At 64.5% G+C, this 15,886-nt stretch carries 13 protein-coding genes; 10 read left to right on the top strand and 3 right to left on the bottom strand.

Annotation, left to right across the window (positions count from 1 at the left end; all coding sequences use genetic code 11):
• Positions 1-67: 67 nt before the first annotated feature.
• The 8 genes from BMYO_RS06515 to BMYO_RS06480 all read left to right on the top strand — a co-directional run bounded on the left by BMYO_RS06515 (position 68) and on the right by BMYO_RS06480 (position 9,056).
• Positions 68-1,393, top strand: coding sequence for a DsrE/DsrF/DrsH-like family protein (locus BMYO_RS06515; RefSeq protein WP_094667685.1), 1,326 nt, complete (start codon positions 68-70; stop codon positions 1,391-1,393).
• A 213-nt stretch (positions 1,394-1,606) separates the two neighbouring features.
• Positions 1,607-2,191 (top strand): HD domain-containing protein, encoded by a 585-nt coding sequence (locus BMYO_RS06510; RefSeq protein ID WP_094667684.1) that lies wholly within the window; start codon positions 1,607-1,609, stop codon positions 2,189-2,191.
• Positions 2,191-3,117 (top strand): putative ABC transporter permease, encoded by a 927-nt coding sequence (locus BMYO_RS12620; RefSeq protein WP_169834083.1) that lies wholly within the window; start codon positions 2,191-2,193, stop codon positions 3,115-3,117. The genes BMYO_RS06510 and BMYO_RS12620 overlap by 1 nt, the downstream gene beginning before the upstream one ends.
• A 206-nt stretch (positions 3,118-3,323) precedes the next feature.
• A complete protein-coding gene (tyrS, locus tag BMYO_RS06500; protein WP_094667682.1) occupies positions 3,324-4,646 on the top strand; it encodes a tyrosine--tRNA ligase in 1,323 nt (440 codons plus the stop codon).
• Between the two features lie 133 nt (positions 4,647-4,779).
• On the top strand, positions 4,780-6,936 hold the full coding sequence (locus tag BMYO_RS12150) for a tetratricopeptide repeat protein (protein ID WP_233428183.1): 2,157 nt from the start codon (positions 4,780-4,782) through the stop codon (positions 6,934-6,936).
• 5 nt (positions 6,937-6,941) lie between these two features.
• A complete protein-coding gene (locus BMYO_RS06490; RefSeq protein ID WP_094667681.1) occupies positions 6,942-7,982 on the top strand; it encodes an HAD-IIA family hydrolase in 1,041 nt (346 codons plus the stop codon).
• A gap of 65 nt (positions 7,983-8,047) precedes the next feature.
• On the top strand, positions 8,048-8,233 hold the full coding sequence (locus BMYO_RS06485) for a hypothetical protein (RefSeq protein WP_094667680.1): 186 nt from the start codon (positions 8,048-8,050) through the stop codon (positions 8,231-8,233).
• A gap of 34 nt (positions 8,234-8,267) precedes the next feature.
• On the top strand, positions 8,268-9,056 hold the full coding sequence (locus tag BMYO_RS06480) for a TlyA family RNA methyltransferase (RefSeq protein WP_094667679.1): 789 nt from the start codon (positions 8,268-8,270) through the stop codon (positions 9,054-9,056).
• 272 nt (positions 9,057-9,328) lie between these two features.
• Here BMYO_RS06480 and BMYO_RS06475 read toward each other — a convergent pair whose 3' ends face one another.
• The 3 genes from BMYO_RS06475 to BMYO_RS06465 form a co-directional block, all read right to left on the bottom strand.
• On the bottom strand, positions 9,329-10,009 hold the full coding sequence (locus BMYO_RS06475) for a hypothetical protein (protein ID WP_094667678.1): 681 nt from the start codon (positions 10,007-10,009) through the stop codon (positions 9,329-9,331).
• Positions 10,010-10,507: 498 nt separating this feature from the next.
• Positions 10,508-11,170 (bottom strand): potassium channel family protein, encoded by a 663-nt coding sequence (locus BMYO_RS06470; protein WP_094667677.1) that lies wholly within the window; start codon positions 11,168-11,170, stop codon positions 10,508-10,510.
• Positions 11,171-11,250: 80 nt separating this feature from the next.
• Positions 11,251-12,714 (bottom strand): TrkH family potassium uptake protein, encoded by a 1,464-nt coding sequence (locus BMYO_RS06465; RefSeq protein ID WP_094667676.1) that lies wholly within the window; start codon positions 12,712-12,714, stop codon positions 11,251-11,253.
• A gap of 264 nt (positions 12,715-12,978) precedes the next feature.
• Here BMYO_RS06465 and BMYO_RS06460 point away from each other — a divergent pair, with 264 nt between their 5' ends.
• Entirely contained in the window at positions 12,979-14,010 is a 1,032-nt protein-coding gene (locus BMYO_RS06460) for an NAD kinase (protein ID WP_094667675.1), read from the top strand.
• On the top strand, positions 14,010-15,818 hold the full coding sequence (locus BMYO_RS06455) for a DNA repair protein RecN (RefSeq protein ID WP_094667674.1): 1,809 nt from the start codon (positions 14,010-14,012) through the stop codon (positions 15,816-15,818). Before BMYO_RS06460 ends, BMYO_RS06455 begins: the two co-directional genes overlap by 1 nt.
• Positions 15,819-15,886 lie beyond the last annotated feature (68 nt).

Here is a 15,886-nt window from a genome sequence, read left to right as displayed (position 1 = left end):
AACAGGACGACCGCGTAGGCTCGTCCGCACGGCCATCGGGAACGGCCATTTTTGGAAGGGGAAAACCATGACCATCACCTTGAAGCACGATCATGATGCCGACGACTACCGGCACATCGACGCGAATGAATTCGCACATCTTGACACATCCTCGGTCACGTTCTTGGATTTGCGCGCGCCGGATGAAGTGCTGGTGCACCCGATCGCCGGAGCGATCAACATCCCGTTCGAGAACATCGGACACATCGGCGATGCGCTGAGCGACATTCCGAAATCCAAGCCGGTGGTCGTCTTCTGCCGGGTGGGCGACTGGAGCACGCAGGTGTGCGAGATTCTGGCCGATCGCGGATACGATGCCGTCAATCTCGATGGCGGGTATGAGGCGTTGCGGGAAGCCGCCGCCGGGGAGTCCGGGGATGCTCGGGCCGAGAGCAATCCGTCCGAGAAGGGGCAGTCCGAGGGGCAGTCCGGCTCCGGCTCGTCGTCGCATGCGGCCGCTTCCGGTTCCGCGCCGGTCATGCCGCCCGTCGCACCGGTCACGTTGACCGCGCCCGTCTCATCCAAGGCCAAAACAGGCGACGGCACCGCATCGAGCGGAACCGCAACGCCGCAGCTGCTGCATGTGGATGCCAAGGGACTCAAATGCCCCGGACCGATTGTGGCCGTGGCCGATGCCCTGCGCGACCAGCCGGTCGGCACCCGCCTGAAGGCCGAGGCCACCGAGGACGCCTTCTGCTCGGACATCGCCGTATGGGCCGAACGCACCGGCAACCGTCTCATCGATCTTCGCCGGGACGACGAGGGCATCATCCACGTCGAGCTTGAAAAAACGGCCGCCCCGGCACGGCCTGCAGGGCGGCCTCTCGGCGCGAACCCGAGCGCGGCTGCGGCAGCGGCACCCACTGACGCCGGCGGCGACGTGCTCCATGACAAGACCTTTGTGGTGTTCAGCGGCGATTTGGACAAGACCATCGCCGTGTTCATCATGGCCAACGGCGCCGCGGCGATGGGACGCAAGGTCACTATCTTCTTCACGTTCTGGGGGCTCAACATCCTGCGCCGCCCCAAGCGTGTACGCACGAACAAGAACCTCATCGAGCGCATGTTCGGCTTCATGATGCCGCGCGGCACCCGCAAACTCGGTCTGAGCCGCATGAACATGGGCGGCCTCGGTGCCGTGATGATCCGTTGGATCATGAAGTCCAAGAACGTGGCATCCCTTGAGGAGCTCATGCGCCAGGCCAAGGAGCATGGCGTGCGGCTGGTGGCCTGCCAGATGTCCATGGACATCATGGGCATCCGCAAGGAGGAGCTGATCGACGGCGTGGAACTTGGCGGTGTCAGCACGTTCCTCGGCTCCGGCGAGACCAGCGATATGAGCCTGTTCGTGTGAGCCCATCCGCGTGAGCCGCCCTGTTGCGGCGCCCGCCGACGTCTTCGCTCATCTCATCCCGGAGTATGAGGGCGGGTGGGCAAGGTCCTGCCATACAATCGGTCACGAAACGCCGGCGCCCGACCGCACATCGCCACGGGACCCCGGCCCGCCGCGACGGCCCTGCACGGCCGCCGCACAAGATCCTTGATTCCGATGGGGAGGACTCAAACCGTGGGACATCTGCTCACCCGTACGCAGATTCAACGACTGGTCGCCAGACACGGCCGCGAAGTCATCGAGCATAGTCATATGGAGATCGAACGCCTCTGCTACCAGCACGGCAACGTGACCACCTTCGCCCATTCCGTGCGTGTGGCGTGTCTGGCCGTCTGGATGGCCGATCGTGCGCATCTGTGGCATCGCGTGGATCTGCGCTCGCTCATCCGGGCGGCCCTGCTCCATGACTATTTCCTGTATGACTGGCACGACTGGGACAACGGTGAGCACCGCTGGCATGGCTTCACCCACGGTCATGCCGCCCTCGTCAATGCGCTGAAAGACTTCACGCTCAACGACATCGAGCGCGACAGCATCGAGAAGCACATGTTCCCGATGACCCCGGTGCCGCCCCGGTACATCGAGGGATATCTGGTGACGTTGGCGGACAAGCTGTCCGCCACACGCGAGACCCTCTCCCTCGGCCGGTTCCACAAGAAGGCGCTGCCTCCACGGGATTGCCTGGCGCATATCCCCGGCCACGGACCGCTGACCGGACAGACGTGCAGACACTCCGCCGGGACCGGAGCCCGTTCATGATGCTGGTACTGGAACACCTGTTCCTGTGGTTCATCCTGTACAGCTTCGCCGGCTGGGTCTACGAGTCGATTCTCGTCTCCTGCCAGGAGCGCCGTCTTGTCAACCGTGGTTTTCTCAACGGGCCGCTCTGTCCGATTTACGGCACCGGGGCGGTGGCCGGCATCGTGGTGCTCGGCAATGTGAAGCATCCGCTGGTGGTGTTCCTCGTCGCGATGGTCGGCGCCTCGATACTCGAATACGCCACCTCCTGGGCCATGGAACGGCTGTTCCACGCGCGCTGGTGGGATTATTCGCATTTCCGGTTCAATCTCAACGGGCGCATATGCCTGTTGGGCGCGGTGGTCTTCGGCCTTGGCGGCGTGGTGATCGTCGATGTGGTCCAGCCTCCGGTGGAGCGGGTCACCAACATGATTCCGGCGCAGGTGGTGCATGTGCTGGTCGCGGTGCTGGTGCTGCTGACCGTCTTCGACACGGTGGTCACCGTGGTGGGCATCGTGGACTTCGAGCAGAGCCTCGAACGGTTCAGGTCGGCCGTGTCCAAGTACGGCGGGGCGATGCGCGAGAAGGTGGAGGACGCGGTGTCCGGCGCCACGGACCTGGTCGCCGGTGCCACCGGCAAGGCGTCCGGCGTCGCCTCCGATATGGCCGCCAGCGTGATCGATGGCGCCTCCGGAAAGCTCGGCGGCATGTCCGGTTCCGTGGGACAGGCCGTGGGACAGATGAGCCAGCGGGTCGGCGAGTCGTGGCAGAACGGCAAGGAGATGTCGGCCGAGTTCATGCTGCGCATCAAGGACACCGCCGATGCCGTGTTCAACCACCAGCAGCGCCGTATGATCGCCTCGTTCCCGCGCCTGAAGACCACCCGATACAACGAGACGCTGCAGCAGCTGCGCGAGACAATGGAGAAGCTGTACCGCGGACGGTGACCGCCGTGTGGCTGACGCGCCATCGCCGTGCCATCGCCGTGCCAATCGGGGCGCTCGGCTGCCGCCCGCCGGTCTGATCTCCGGCCCGCTCGCCGGGCGACCCCTATGGTCCGCATACTGTCGCCGCGTTCTGCGAGACTTGGAGACGCTTGAAAATGGAGTAGAGCATGTCCAATCACACAATTCGATAGGGAGAGCGACCAGTTATGGCTCACGTCATCGACTTCAAAGAGGCAGGATTCGATACCCTGCTCGATGAACTGGAATGGCGCGGGTTGATCTCGCAGTCCACGGACCGCGATCGACTCGCACACGCACTGAACGACGAGCCGATCACCTATTATTGCGGTTTCGACCCCACCGCCGCCTCCCTGCACATCGGCAATCTGGTGCAGCTCATCAACATGCGCCACCTGCAGCTTGCGGGTCATCATCCGATCGCTCTGGTGGGCGGTGCCACCGGTCTGATCGGCGACCCGCGTCAGTCCGGTGAGCGCACGCTCAACCCGAAGGACGTGGTGGCCGGCTGGGCCGACCGTCTCAAGCGCCAGATCGGCGGCATCCTGGCCACCGACGGCGACAATCCGGTGCGTTTCGTGTCCAATTACGATTGGACCGCGCAGATGACCGTGATCGACTTCCTGCGCGACGTCGGCAAGAACTTCCGTCTGGGCACCATGCTCGCCAAGGACACGGTGGCCCGTCGCCTCAACTCGGAGGAGGGCATCTCCTTCACCGAGTTCAGCTACCAGGTGCTGCAGGGCAACGATTTCCTCCACCTGTATGACGAGTACCACTGCACGCTTGAGCTCGGCGGCTCCGACCAGTGGGGCAACCTCACCTCGGGCCTCGACCTCATCCACAAGGTGCGCGGCGTGGACGTCAACGTGTTCACCAGCCCGATCATCACGGATGCGAACGGTAAGAAGTTCGGCAAGTCGGAAGGCAACGCCGTCTGGCTCGACGGCACCATGCTTTCGCCGTACAAGTTCTACCAGTTCTGGATCAACCGTCCGGACGTGGAGATGGAGAGCCTGCTGAAGGCCTTCACCTTCCTGCCAAAGGCGGAGATCGAGCGTCTGGTCGAGGAGTCCAAGACCAATCCGGGCGCCCGCGAGGCGCAGAAGACGCTCGCATGGGAGGTCACCAGCTTCGTGCATGGCGAGGCCGCCACCCAGGCCGCCATCGACGCCTCCTCCGCGCTGTTCGGCCGTGGCGGCAACCTCGAGGACATCGACGAGGATACGCTCGAATCCGTGCTGGACGGCTTCAAGATCGTGGACGAGAACGGCGAGCATGCGTTCCCGTCCGCCGTGCCCGGCGACCGTGTGATCGACGCCGCCCAGGCCGCGGGACTGTTCAAGTCCGCGTCCGAGGCCCGTCGAGCCATCAAGTCCGGCGGTGTCTACCTCAACAACAACCGTGTGGAGGACGAGGAGCAGGTGCTTGGTGAAGGGGACTTCCTCGCCGGACGCTTCGCGCTGATCCGCCGCGGCAAGAAGGCGCTTGGCGCGGTCGAAAGCCGCTGACCGCAACCGTTTCCTTCGGTGGAACCCGCCGGAGGTGATCGAAGGGCGGCGCCACGATGGTCGGCCGCCCTTTTTCCGAAAGATGACACGTCATTCGAAGCAATGGACTTCGTATCAGAAAGGCACATGAACAATGGCAGAAGGCAACGAGCATTCCGGCAAGTCCTACGGCGGCCATAGGTCCTATGGCGACCGTCGCCCGTCCAACCGCGGCGGCAAGGGCTTCAAGCCGCGCCGTGAAGGTGAGGGCGAGGGTGGCCGTTCCGGCGGTTACCGCAAGTCGTACGGTGATAAGCCGTACGGCAAGTCCGGCGGCTTCCGCAAGGGCGGTTTCGGTGGCCATCGCGATGGTGAGGGCTTCCGTCCGCGGCGCGAGAACGACGGCGAGGGCTTCAAGCCGCGTCGCGAGGGCGAAGGTGAGGGTGGCCGTTCCGGCGGTTACCGCAAGTCGTATGGCGACAAGCCGTATGGCAAGTCCGGTGGCTTCCGCAAGGACTTCCATAAGGGTGGTTTCCGCAAGGACGGCTTCCGCCGTGACGGTGACCGTGACTTCCGCCGCGACAATGACGGCGAGGGCGAGTCCGGTGAGCGCCGTGACTTCCATAAGGGTCCGCGTCAGGGCGGTGACCGTGGCGGCTTCCGCGGCAACGGCGGCCGTTCCGGTGGCTTCCGCAAGGACTTCCATAAGGGTGGCTTCCGCAAGGACGGCGACCGTGACTTCCGCCGCGATCGCGACGATCGCGAGCACGGTGAAGGCGGCGAGGAGCGTCGTGACTTCCACCGTGACTTCCATAAGGGTCCGCGTCAGGGCGGTGACCGTGGCGGTTATCGCGGCAACGACCGTGGCGGATTCCGCGGTGGCGACCGCCGCCATGACGGTGGCTTCCGTCCGCGCCGCCGTGAGGATGGCGAGGGCTTCAAGCCGCGTCGCAACGAGGACGGTGACGGATTCAAGCCGCGCCGCGAGGCCGGCGAGAACCCGCGCTACCAGCGTCGCGACGACAACCGCCGCTTCGACCGCCGTGACGATCATCGCAATGACCGCCGCGACAACCGTCGTGATGAGGGATACCGCGAGTTCAGCCCGGAGGAGAAGCGCGAGTACCGCGAGCAGAAGCGCTCCGAGTACATGAACAAGCCGCGCCGCAACTCGGACGGCACCATGAGCTTCCCTTCGCAGAACCCGTACACCGCCCGTCGCCCCGATGAGCCGAAGATGCCCAAGGGCATGGAGTGGCGCATGCTGTCCACCGACGAGCGCGAGCGTCTGCGCGGCCTGTCCAAGGAGCACGCGGAGAACATCGGCCTGCATATTCTGGCCGCCTATTCGCTGGAGGAGAGCGACCCCGAGGGCGCGCTCGCTCACGCCAAGTGGGTGGCTCGTCAGGCCTCCCGCATCGACTTCGCCCGTGAGACGCTGGCCTTCGTGGCCTACCGTCAGGGCAACTACAAGCTCGCCCTGCGCGAGTTCCGCACCGCATACCGCATGAACGGCTACCCGGATTACCTGCCGTTCATCGCCGACTGCGAGCGTGGTGTGGGCAATCCGAAGAAGGCCGTGGAACTGGCCCTGTCCGATGAGGGCAAGGCGCTGGTCGGCGCGCCGAAGGCCGAGATGTTCCTGGTCTACGCCGGTGCGCTGGGCGATCTGGAGATGTGGGACAAGGCCATTCAGGTGGCGCACACCGTGGGCCGCTCCCAGGGACTGCCGGGCGAGTACCGCATGCGTGCGGTGCAGGCCGAGCAGAACTTCCTCGAGCAGGCTGGCCGTCTCGATGAGGCCGCCAAGCTCGATGACCTGCTGGACCGTCTCGAGGACCAGTTCGCCGACGAGGACATCGACGAGAACAGCGACGATGTGGTAATCGACCACGACCTCGACGGACTGACCGACGATTCCGAAGTGCTCGAGAAGCTGGGCATCGACCCGGCCGAGGCGGAGTACGCGCCGGATCTGGAACCGGAATCGGACTACGAATCCGATGACGTGGATGATGATGAGGCCGACGAGGCCGATGGCGACGAAGCATCCGACGAGGGCGAAGATACGTCGGCCGACGCTGAGCAGTCCGAGGATGCTGTGTCCTCCGAGGAGCCTGTCGAGGGCGTGGAGACGGCGGAAAGTGTCGCCGAGACGGAGAACGGCGAGTCCGATGAGGCTGAGGCCGAAGCATCAGATGAAGCCGAGGCGGCCGATACGGACGATGCGTCCGAGACCGCTGAGACAGAGTCCGCCGCAGCGCCGGCCGACGATGCCGAATCCTCCGAACCGGCAGAATCCGCGGAGTGATTGGCATGACCCGATTCCTCAAAGGAACCGATCGGCCGCTCGCCGAGGCCTACGAGCTGGCGTTGCTCGACCTTGACGGTGTGGTCTACCGGGGCAAGAACCCGGTGGAGTACGCCGCCGACTCGATCCGCGCCGCCGAGCAGGCCGGCATGACCATCGAATACACCACGAATAACTCCTCGCGTTTCCAGCACGTCGTGGCCGACCAGCTCAAGGGTTTCGGACTGGACGTCGAACCGTGGCAGGTGATCACCTCCTCGGTGGTGGCGGCCCGCATGGTGGCCAAAGCCGTGCCCGCCGGCGCCAAGGTGCAGGTGCTGGGTGCCGAGCATCTGCGCGAGGAGGTCCGTCGCAATGGCCTGACCATCGTCGATGGGCCGGAAGACCATCCCGATGCCGTCATTCAGGGCTGGTACCCGGAGATGACCTGGCAGATGATGGCCGAGGCCGCCTACGCCGTCGAGCGTGGCGCCTCCTATTTCGTGACCAACCGCGATCTGACCATTCCACGTGAGCTGGGCATCGCCCCCGGCTGCGGCTCGATGATCCGCGCCGTGATCACCGCCACCGGCGTCGAACCGGTGGCCTCCGCCGGCAAGCCCGAGTCGTACATGTACGACGAGGCGCGCGAGCTCAATGCCGCCGAAGGCCATGATCTGGTGCCCAAGGAGTCGTCCATCGCCATCGGCGACCGTCTCGACACCGACATCGAGGCGGGCAACCGTGGCGGATACGACTCGTTGGCTGTGCTGACCGGTGTGACCAATCCGACCGAGCTCATGCTTGCGCCGACGCACCTGCGCCCCACCTTTGTGGCTACGGACCTGCGGGCCTTGGGCGAGACCCAGCCCGCGCCGGTTCGCACCGAGGATGGCACCTGGACGTGCCACAAGGCCGACGCATGGTATGAGAACGGACGGGTGCAGGTCAGCGACCCCACCAACGTGAACGGCCTGCGTGCCGCCATCTGCGCAGCATGGGAGGCCGCGGACAAGGGCGCTCATCTGGACGAGACCACCGTTCCGGTCTTCGATCTCAAGGACTGACCGGGCGAGTCGGGTATCAGCTGAATACAGACGAGGAACCAAAGGGAAACGGAGGAGGGGACGACATGACGCAGAACGGAGAGGGCCGCACCGGAGACGTGGGTAAGCGCATGGACGGTGGCGGCCCGTCCCTCACCGAGCGCTATCCCGAACTGTCCGACATCGCATCCAAGGCGCCCGACGACCAGCTCGAATCATATCGATCCGTGCTCGCGTCGCTTCAGCAGCGGCTCGATGACACCCGCGCATGACCATCCGACTCGACAACCCCACCAAGAGACATTCATGACCGAACAATCGTTGGACCCATCCATGCCATTGGACCGACTGGACATGATGCTGGTCGCCTCCGGGCTGGTCGAATCCCGGGCCAAGGCCCAGCGGCTCATCAAGGCCGGTCATGTGCGCGTGGATGGAGAGACCGTCACCAAACCCTCCTTCATGGTCAAGGCGGGGCACAGCGAACTCGCCGTGGACAAGGGCGACGACTACGTCTCGCGCGGCGCCTACAAGCTCAAAGGCGCGTTCGAGGCGTTCGCCGATGCCGGTCTCGCCGGTCCGCAAGGCTTGGAATGCCTTGATATCGGTGCGTCCACGGGTGGGTTCACCGACGTGCTGCTGCGTGAGGGGGCGGCCAAGGTCATCGCGTTGGACGTGGGGCATGGCCAGCTTGACCCGCGCATCGCCGGGGACGCCCGGGTCATCGAGATGAGCGGTGTGAACATCCGCGAGGTGGAGCCGGACGATCTGCCGTTCCGTCCGCGGATGATCGTTTCGGACGTCTCCTTCATCTCCCTGACCTACGTCATTCCTGTGATTGAGCGCATCGCCGCACCGGGGGCGGACGTGGTGCTGCTGGTCAAGCCGCAGTTCGAAGTCGGGCGCGAGGGACTCGGCAAGAACGGCATTGTGGAGGATGTGTCCCTGCGGCAACGGGCGTTGGATGATGTGACCGACTGCGCACGACGTTGCGGTCTCGACGTGGTGGCCACCGCCGATAGCCCGATAGCCGGCACCCACGGCAACGTCGAATACCTGCTGTATGCGCGCATGCCCGGCGTGCGTACGGAATAAGTCGTGAAACATGCTGTGAAACATGACGTGGCGTACTGGAACCATGCATGCTTCACGGTGGCGGCCCATGGTCGTCGTCCTTCGACGGAAGGAATGCCCTCGCCGCATGGCTTATGTCAGCTCTTACGACTTTGCAGACCATACGGCTGTGATTGCGCAGGCTCTGTGGCGTTGCCGCCTTTCGTGTGTTCCGCTATGGGAGCCTGCTCACTGTCGGGTGACCGCCTGCAGCCGTGTGGCTGATTGCAGCAACGGACACCGATGCGGACGTATCAGGCGGATTTGAGGTGCCGCGCCCGATGGCATCCGCCGTTAAGCAGCACGACGGCGGAACTGGTGTCCAGGCTGAGCTCGGTCGTGCATACCGCGTGCTCCACGAATGAGCCCTCGCGCAGCACGGCCGTATCCGCGTTGAGCAGCTTGCAGTCCAATCTGCCGGCGTCGAGGTCGGCCACCGTCACCGTGCCCGTCCGGGATCGCTCGCCGTATCCATCCATGCCGAATCTGTCGAACATGGCGCTGTGCAACGTGCGGATGGTCAGCGTCCGCCCGTTCACGTCGCCGCTGACCAGCGTGCCGGTGAGCGTGATGGATTCGGCCTCGACATGGCGCTTGCCGACCAGAAGCCCGTTGATGACGATGCTTCCGCTGCACCGGATGTTGTCCCGGCAGCGGAGCGAACCGGTCATGTCGATGGAATCGCATATGAGATCGCCATTGATCTCGATGACGCCCTGACCGGTGATGTGCCGTATATGGCAATTGCGCGAACCATGCACGATGCCATTGTCAAGATTCAGATATTCGCTGGAGATCGCCCCGGCGTCCAGCATGCCGGATACCCGGAGCGTGTGACATCGCACTCCGGCGGCGAATCGGGTGTGCGCCTCGACGGTTATCGTTTCGTGGAATCCGGGGTGTACATATGAGACCATGTCCGGTGGATCGTTCACATCGACTCCCTCGTTGATGCTTGCATACGTTAGCAATACTAACGCATCAATTCATGTAATGCGCGGTAGCGTTCACATTGCGGATTTGAATGCTATCGTATGCAAATCCGCTGGCGCCACGGCAACACATGACGAACCTGGCGGCCAACACTCAGGGTCTACTACTCTTTCCCGCTATTTATGACTATCGGGCTTGACGGTTCGTGTTGTTTGGCTGTCGTACTGTGACGGTTCGGTGCTGGACTTGGGTAATGACGCCGGTTCACACATTTGGCTGTCGGATTTCGCTACATGACTGTCGGACCTCGACGCATGGCTGTCGGACTTCAACCTTTTAGTGTCGGTTCTCAACGGTTGGCTGTCGGATTTCGTACGCATGTTGTACGAAATCCGACAGCCAACCGTTGAGAACCGACAGTCATACGTCGAGTTACGACACTGAACCGTCGAAATCCGACAGTCATGGGTGATGGGGAATCTGTCGGCTCAGGCGGTGCGCTAGCCTTGGATGAAGCGGTCGATCTGATCCTGCTTGCCCATGATGATGAGCTCGTCGTTGCGGTGCATGACCAGCTCCCTGGACCCGTACTGGAACTCCTTGCCGGGGGCCTTGAGGCCCACCACGGTCACGCCGTACTTGTCGTGGACCTGCACATCCTCGATGGAACGACCCACCGCGTACATTGGCGTATGAATCTTGACCACGGTGTACGGGCCGTCGATCTCGATGTAGTCGAGGTAGTTGCCGGCCACCAGATGCCCCACGCGCTTGCCGGCGTCCGTTTCGGCATTGATGATGTGCCGCGCGCCGATGCGCTGCAGGATGCGCGCGTGCTCCTGGGAGACCGACTTGGCCCACAGGTCGGAGATGCCGGCGTCAAGCAGGTTGCCGGTGATGATCACCGACGCCTCGATGCTGTCGCCGATGGCCACCACGGCCGTGTCGAACTGCGCGGCGTCGATCTGCTCGATGGCCATCACGTCGGTCATGTCCGCTTGGATGGTGGGCAGATGTGCGGACCAACGGGCCACGATCTCCGGGTTCTTGTCGACGGCGAGCACGTCCTGACCCATCTGGTCGAGAGTGGATGCCACGGCGCCGCCGAACCGTCCGAGGCCGATGACCAGAACGCTTTTGTTGCCGCTTGGTTTCGCTGCCATGATTGCTGCCTTCCTTGTCTGCTGTGTTGCGATGCGTTGTTGTAGTATCTCCATATTCCGCGGGCGATGTCCCCGTCCGTTCAGCCGACGATGATGTTCTCCTGCGGATAGCGTATGGGTTCCGGCGCCATGGGCCGGCTGATGGCATAGGCGATGGTGAGGGGGCCGAGCCGGCCGACGATCATCGCGGCGGCGAGGATGAACAGGCATGCGGGATTGCCGGCGTTGGCCACGCCCACCGAATAGCCGCCCAGCGAGAAGGCGGAACAAGTCTCGAACACGGCGTCCACGAAGTCGCACCCGGTCACGAACATTAGCGCCACGGACCCCACCAGCACCAGGGCGAAGCATGCGGTCATCACCGAAACGGCGGTCATCTGGATGCGGCGGGGGAGACGGCGGCGGAACACCACCACGTCGCGGTGGCCGGTGAACGACGCGCAGCAGATGAGGACGATCACCGCGAACGTAGTCACGCGGATGCCGCCCGCCGTGGAGGAGGAGCCGGCGCCGATGAACATGAGGGCGCTCATGAGCACCTTGGTCTCGTCGGTCACCTCGGGCACCCAGGAGATGTCGAATCCCGCGGACCGCGGCATCACGGCGGCGGACAGGGCCCTGCGCAGCTTCATGCCCGGATCATCGGCCGGGAACAGGGCGCTGTTGCTCCATTCGACCAACAGGAACCACGCCAGCGAGGCGAGCACCAGGATGCCGGTGGTCGTCAGGGTGAGCTTGGTGTGCAGCGTCCAACGCTTCGGGCTCATCCGCCGTCGCGCGCACTGCACCAGATTGAGCACCACCGGGAAGCCGAGCGTGCCGACGAAGGCGCTGAGCAGGATGGGCAGGCCCACGCCCCACCGGTTGATGTGCAGGCCGGTGGCGTCGGGGGTGAAGCCGGTGTTGTTGTAGGCGGAAACGGCATAGAACAGCGCCTCCCACAGCGTGCGGCCGACATTGCCGTGATTGAGATGAAACAGATCGGGCAGCAGCAGCACGAAGGTGAGCGCCTCGGCGATGATTGAGGTGCCAAGCACCACGCTGAGCACGCTTTTGATCTCCGACAGCTTGTTGGTGCCCAGCTCGCTGGCGGTGAGCATGCGCTGGGAGACCTTGAGCCGTCGCGAGACGCCGAGCGCCACCATCGAGGCGAAGGTCATGACGCCGAGGCCACCGAACTGGATGGAGAGCAGGATGACCACCTGACCGAACGCGGACCAGTATTCGGCCGTGTTCACCACGGGAATGCCGCAGGTGGACAGGGCCGAGACGGCCGTGAAGAATGCCACGGGGAAATTGGTGAACACCCACCCGCGGGTGGCGAAGGGCAGGAGCAGGAGCAGTGTGACCAGTGCGATCAGCGTCAGGAAATACAGTATCGAAAGACGACCGGGGTGGCTGAGCAACCGGTCGGTCAGCGAGATGCGGCGGATGCGACGGGAGGCGCGTTCCTCCTTTCGGGCGGTGGAATCGCCCGCGTACCACCATGACGGTCCTGCGGAGGATTGTTCGTTGAGGGGGGACTCGTCGAACTGATCGGGCATGAATTCCTGCTTCCTCAAACTGCTTGGACTCGGTGTTTGGCATGGCCGGACGGGCGCCGGGTGAGCGGTGCCGCACGTCTGCCATTGTAGGCCGGCGAACCAGAATAATCGACCCGTCGGAATTGGCGGATGGCTGCGGTTTTCTCGCGTGGGTCGCCGAATACCGAGACACGCCCGTCGCATATCGATGCGAACATATGTACGATGGCGGCAAGGCCGGTTAGGATGGTCTAGGAACGCGAGTCGAACCGAGGGGAGGGTCTCATGCCCAGGCGGAATGCGGTGGTGGTGACGCACACCAGGCTCAGGCAGTCCGGCACGGTGGTGGCCGAGGCGGTGAGCCAGTTGCGTGTGGCTGGTTTCGAGGTCACCATCATCGACAACACCGAGGCCCCCGATTTCGGCGTGCAGCCGGCATGCGTGCCCGATGATACGGAAATCGTGGTGGTGCTTGGCGGCGACGGCACTATTCTGAGGGCCGCCGAACTTGTGCATTGCACCCAGGTGCCGATTCTCGGCGTGAACATGGGGCATGTGGGCTTCCTCGCCGAGTTCGAGAGCTTCCAGATCGACGAGGCCATCCGCCGCATCGCCGAACACGACTACTCCATCGACGAGCGCATGATCGCACACGTCGATGTCTGGCTTCCCGGCGCATCCGAGCCGATTCAGGACTGGGCGCTCAACGACATCACTCTGGAACGCGCCGACCGCGGCAAGATGGTGGAACTGTCCATCCGCGTGGATGACGTGGAGATGAGCTCCTTCGGCGCGGACGGCGTGATTGTCTCCACGCCCACCGGGTCCACCGCCTACGCCTTCTCCGCAGGAGGTCCGATCATGTGGCCGAACGTCAAGGCGCTGCAGCTGGTGCCGCTCGCCGCGCACGCGCTGTTCGCCCGTCCGCTTGTCATCGGCTCCGGTTCGACCTTCACCATCGACATCCTCGACGATTCCATGTCCGACGGATGGATTTGCTGCGACGGTCGCCGTCAGCGCGCGCTGCCGAAGGGCACGCGCATGGTCGTGCGCGAGTCGCGCGACACACTGCGGCTCGCGCGGCTTTCCGGAGTGCCGTTCACGAGCCGTCTGGTCTCCAAGTTCGACCTGCCCGTGGTCGGATGGCGCGAACATGCGCGCGCCGAATCCGGACGACCGGTCAGGCTGTCGAACCACGGTCATGTGTTTCCGGCGGGGGTGAGTGACGGCGCCGGGCACGACGTCGCGTCTGATGATGGCGGGCAAGCCGATGTGAACGGCTCCGCGCCCGCCGACGGCGGCAAGGCGGCCGCCTGATGCTGGAAGAGCTCGACATCCGCAATCTCGGCCCCATACGGCAGGCCACCATCACGCCGGCGGCCGGCATGACCGCCATCACCGGCGAGACCGGCGCCGGCAAGTCCATGCTGCTTTCCGCGCTGAATCTCATCTCCGGCGGTCCGGCCGATGCCGGGCGCGTGTCGTCCGGCGCGGACGAGGCATGGGCACAGGGTATTTTCGCCGTGCACGACGATGCGGAGGCGGCCTCGGCTGCGCGGGATGCCGGTGTCGAAGCGGAGGACGGCGAGCTGTTCCTGTCACGTACCGTACGTGCCGCCGGCAGATCCCGGGCCATGCTCGGCGGCAAGGGCGTACCGAAATCAGTGCTCGCCCTGGTGTCGGGCGAACTGGTCACCATCCATGGTCAGGCCGAACAGCTGAGGATCGCGTCGCCTTCGCGTCAGCGTGAGTTCCTTGACCGGGCCGCGGGCGACGACGTCGAATTGGGGGCCTACCGCGAGGCATGGCGGGCGTTGTCCGCCATGGACGAGCGGTTGACTCGGCTGCGCTCGCAGGAGTCCTCCGCGCGTCAACGCGCCGACTACCTACGCGAATCGGTCGAGCACATCAATCAGGTGGACCCGCATCCGGGGGAGGATGACGAGCTCAAGGCGAAACGCGATCGCATCGAGAACGCCGCGGACATCGCCGAAGGGGTGTCCCGGGCGCTTGCCGCGCTCGACTCCTCGCAGATGGACTACGATTCCTCCGGCGAGTCCGCCGGGGCATCCGATTTGTTGCTGCAGGCGGCGCAGGCGTTGCGCGGCATCCGTGCCTCCGGCGATTTCGGTGGGCTCGCGGACCGGCTCGAATCGTTGAACGCGGAACTGCAGGACGTGGTGTTCGCCCTGTCCGGCCATCTGGACGAGGACTTCGGCGATGCTGACCTTGACGCCCTGAACGCACGCATCCATGAGCTGGGCGAGCTGACCCGTCGCTGGGGGCCGTCGCTCGCGGACGTCATCGCATGGCGGGATAAGGCCGCATTCGAAATCGAGGACTTGGACGCCTCGCCGGAGAAGCTCGCCGAACTGGAATCGGAGCGCGAACGGCTGTATCAGGCGGCCGTGGAGGCGGCCGGCGTGCTGAGCCGGGCGCGGTCACAGGCGGCCACGCGGCTTGCCGCGCGCGTCACCGCCGAATTGGAGTCACTCGCCATGTCCGGCGCATCGCTGGAAATCCGCGTTACACCGCGTGCGGAGGCGACGGATCGTTGCCCGCTCGACCAGAACGGCGGGGACGACATCGCCTTCCTGTTCACCCCCTACGAGGGGTCGCCGCAGCTGCCGATGGGCAAAAGCGCCTCCGGCGGCGAACTGAGCCGACTCATGCTTGCCCTCGAGCTGTCCGCCGCGGACATGCACGGCGGGGAATCACGCGGTGAAGATGGAGCGAAGAACGAATCGGGCAACGGGTCGCGTACAGGCTCGAACGCGTCGCTGTCCGATATGACGTTCATCTTCGACGAGGTGGATGCCGGCGTGGGCGGCAAGGCCGCAGCCGAGCTCGGACGACGCCTCGCACGGCTGGCCCGCACTTCGCAGGTCATCGTCGTGACCCATTTGGCTCAGGTCGCCTCCTGGGCGGACAGTCAGTTCGTCGTCACCAAGGAGCCGCCGGACGCGGACTATGACGAGGTCGGCGTCATCACCACCGTGGCCGAGGTCACACAGGAGGCGCGCGTGCATGAAATCGCCCGTATGCTCTCCGGCAGCGAATCCGAAGCCTCGCTCGATCACGCGCGCGAGCTGCTGGCCGATTCCAAGCTGGGCAACCGGCACTGACCCGAATCGGCGTGATTGTCGCTGGTTTCCTTGGATTCCTTGTCAACAGGAGCCGCCGGCGAATCTCA

This window comes from Bifidobacterium myosotis (assembly GCF_002259745.1).
Taxonomy (GTDB): Bacteria; Actinomycetota; Actinomycetes; order Actinomycetales; family Bifidobacteriaceae; genus Bifidobacterium; species Bifidobacterium myosotis.
This window is presented reverse-complemented; position numbering and strand designations above follow the sequence as displayed.

Coding starts and splice junctions, on each gene's coding strand:
- BMYO_RS06515 (WP_094667685.1), top strand. CDS start 68: ATGACCATCACCTTGAAGCACGATCATGATGCCGACGACTACCGGCAC.
- BMYO_RS12620 (WP_169834083.1), top strand. CDS start 2,191: ATGCTGGTACTGGAACACCTGTTCCTGTGGTTCATCCTGTACAGCTTC.
- tyrS (WP_094667682.1), top strand. CDS start 3,324: ATGGCTCACGTCATCGACTTCAAAGAGGCAGGATTCGATACCCTGCTC.
- BMYO_RS12150 (WP_233428183.1), top strand. CDS start 4,780: ATGGCAGAAGGCAACGAGCATTCCGGCAAGTCCTACGGCGGCCATAGG.
- BMYO_RS06490 (WP_094667681.1), top strand. CDS start 6,942: ATGACCCGATTCCTCAAAGGAACCGATCGGCCGCTCGCCGAGGCCTAC.
- BMYO_RS06485 (WP_094667680.1), top strand. CDS start 8,048: ATGACGCAGAACGGAGAGGGCCGCACCGGAGACGTGGGTAAGCGCATG.
- BMYO_RS06480 (WP_094667679.1), top strand. CDS start 8,268: ATGACCGAACAATCGTTGGACCCATCCATGCCATTGGACCGACTGGAC.
- BMYO_RS06470 (WP_094667677.1), bottom strand. CDS start 11,170: ATGGCAGCGAAACCAAGCGGCAACAAAAGCGTTCTGGTCATCGGCCTC.
- BMYO_RS06465 (WP_094667676.1), bottom strand. CDS start 12,714: ATGCCCGATCAGTTCGACGAGTCCCCCCTCAACGAACAATCCTCCGCA.
- BMYO_RS06460 (WP_094667675.1), top strand. CDS start 12,979: ATGCCCAGGCGGAATGCGGTGGTGGTGACGCACACCAGGCTCAGGCAG.
- BMYO_RS06455 (WP_094667674.1), top strand. CDS start 14,010: ATGCTGGAAGAGCTCGACATCCGCAATCTCGGCCCCATACGGCAGGCC.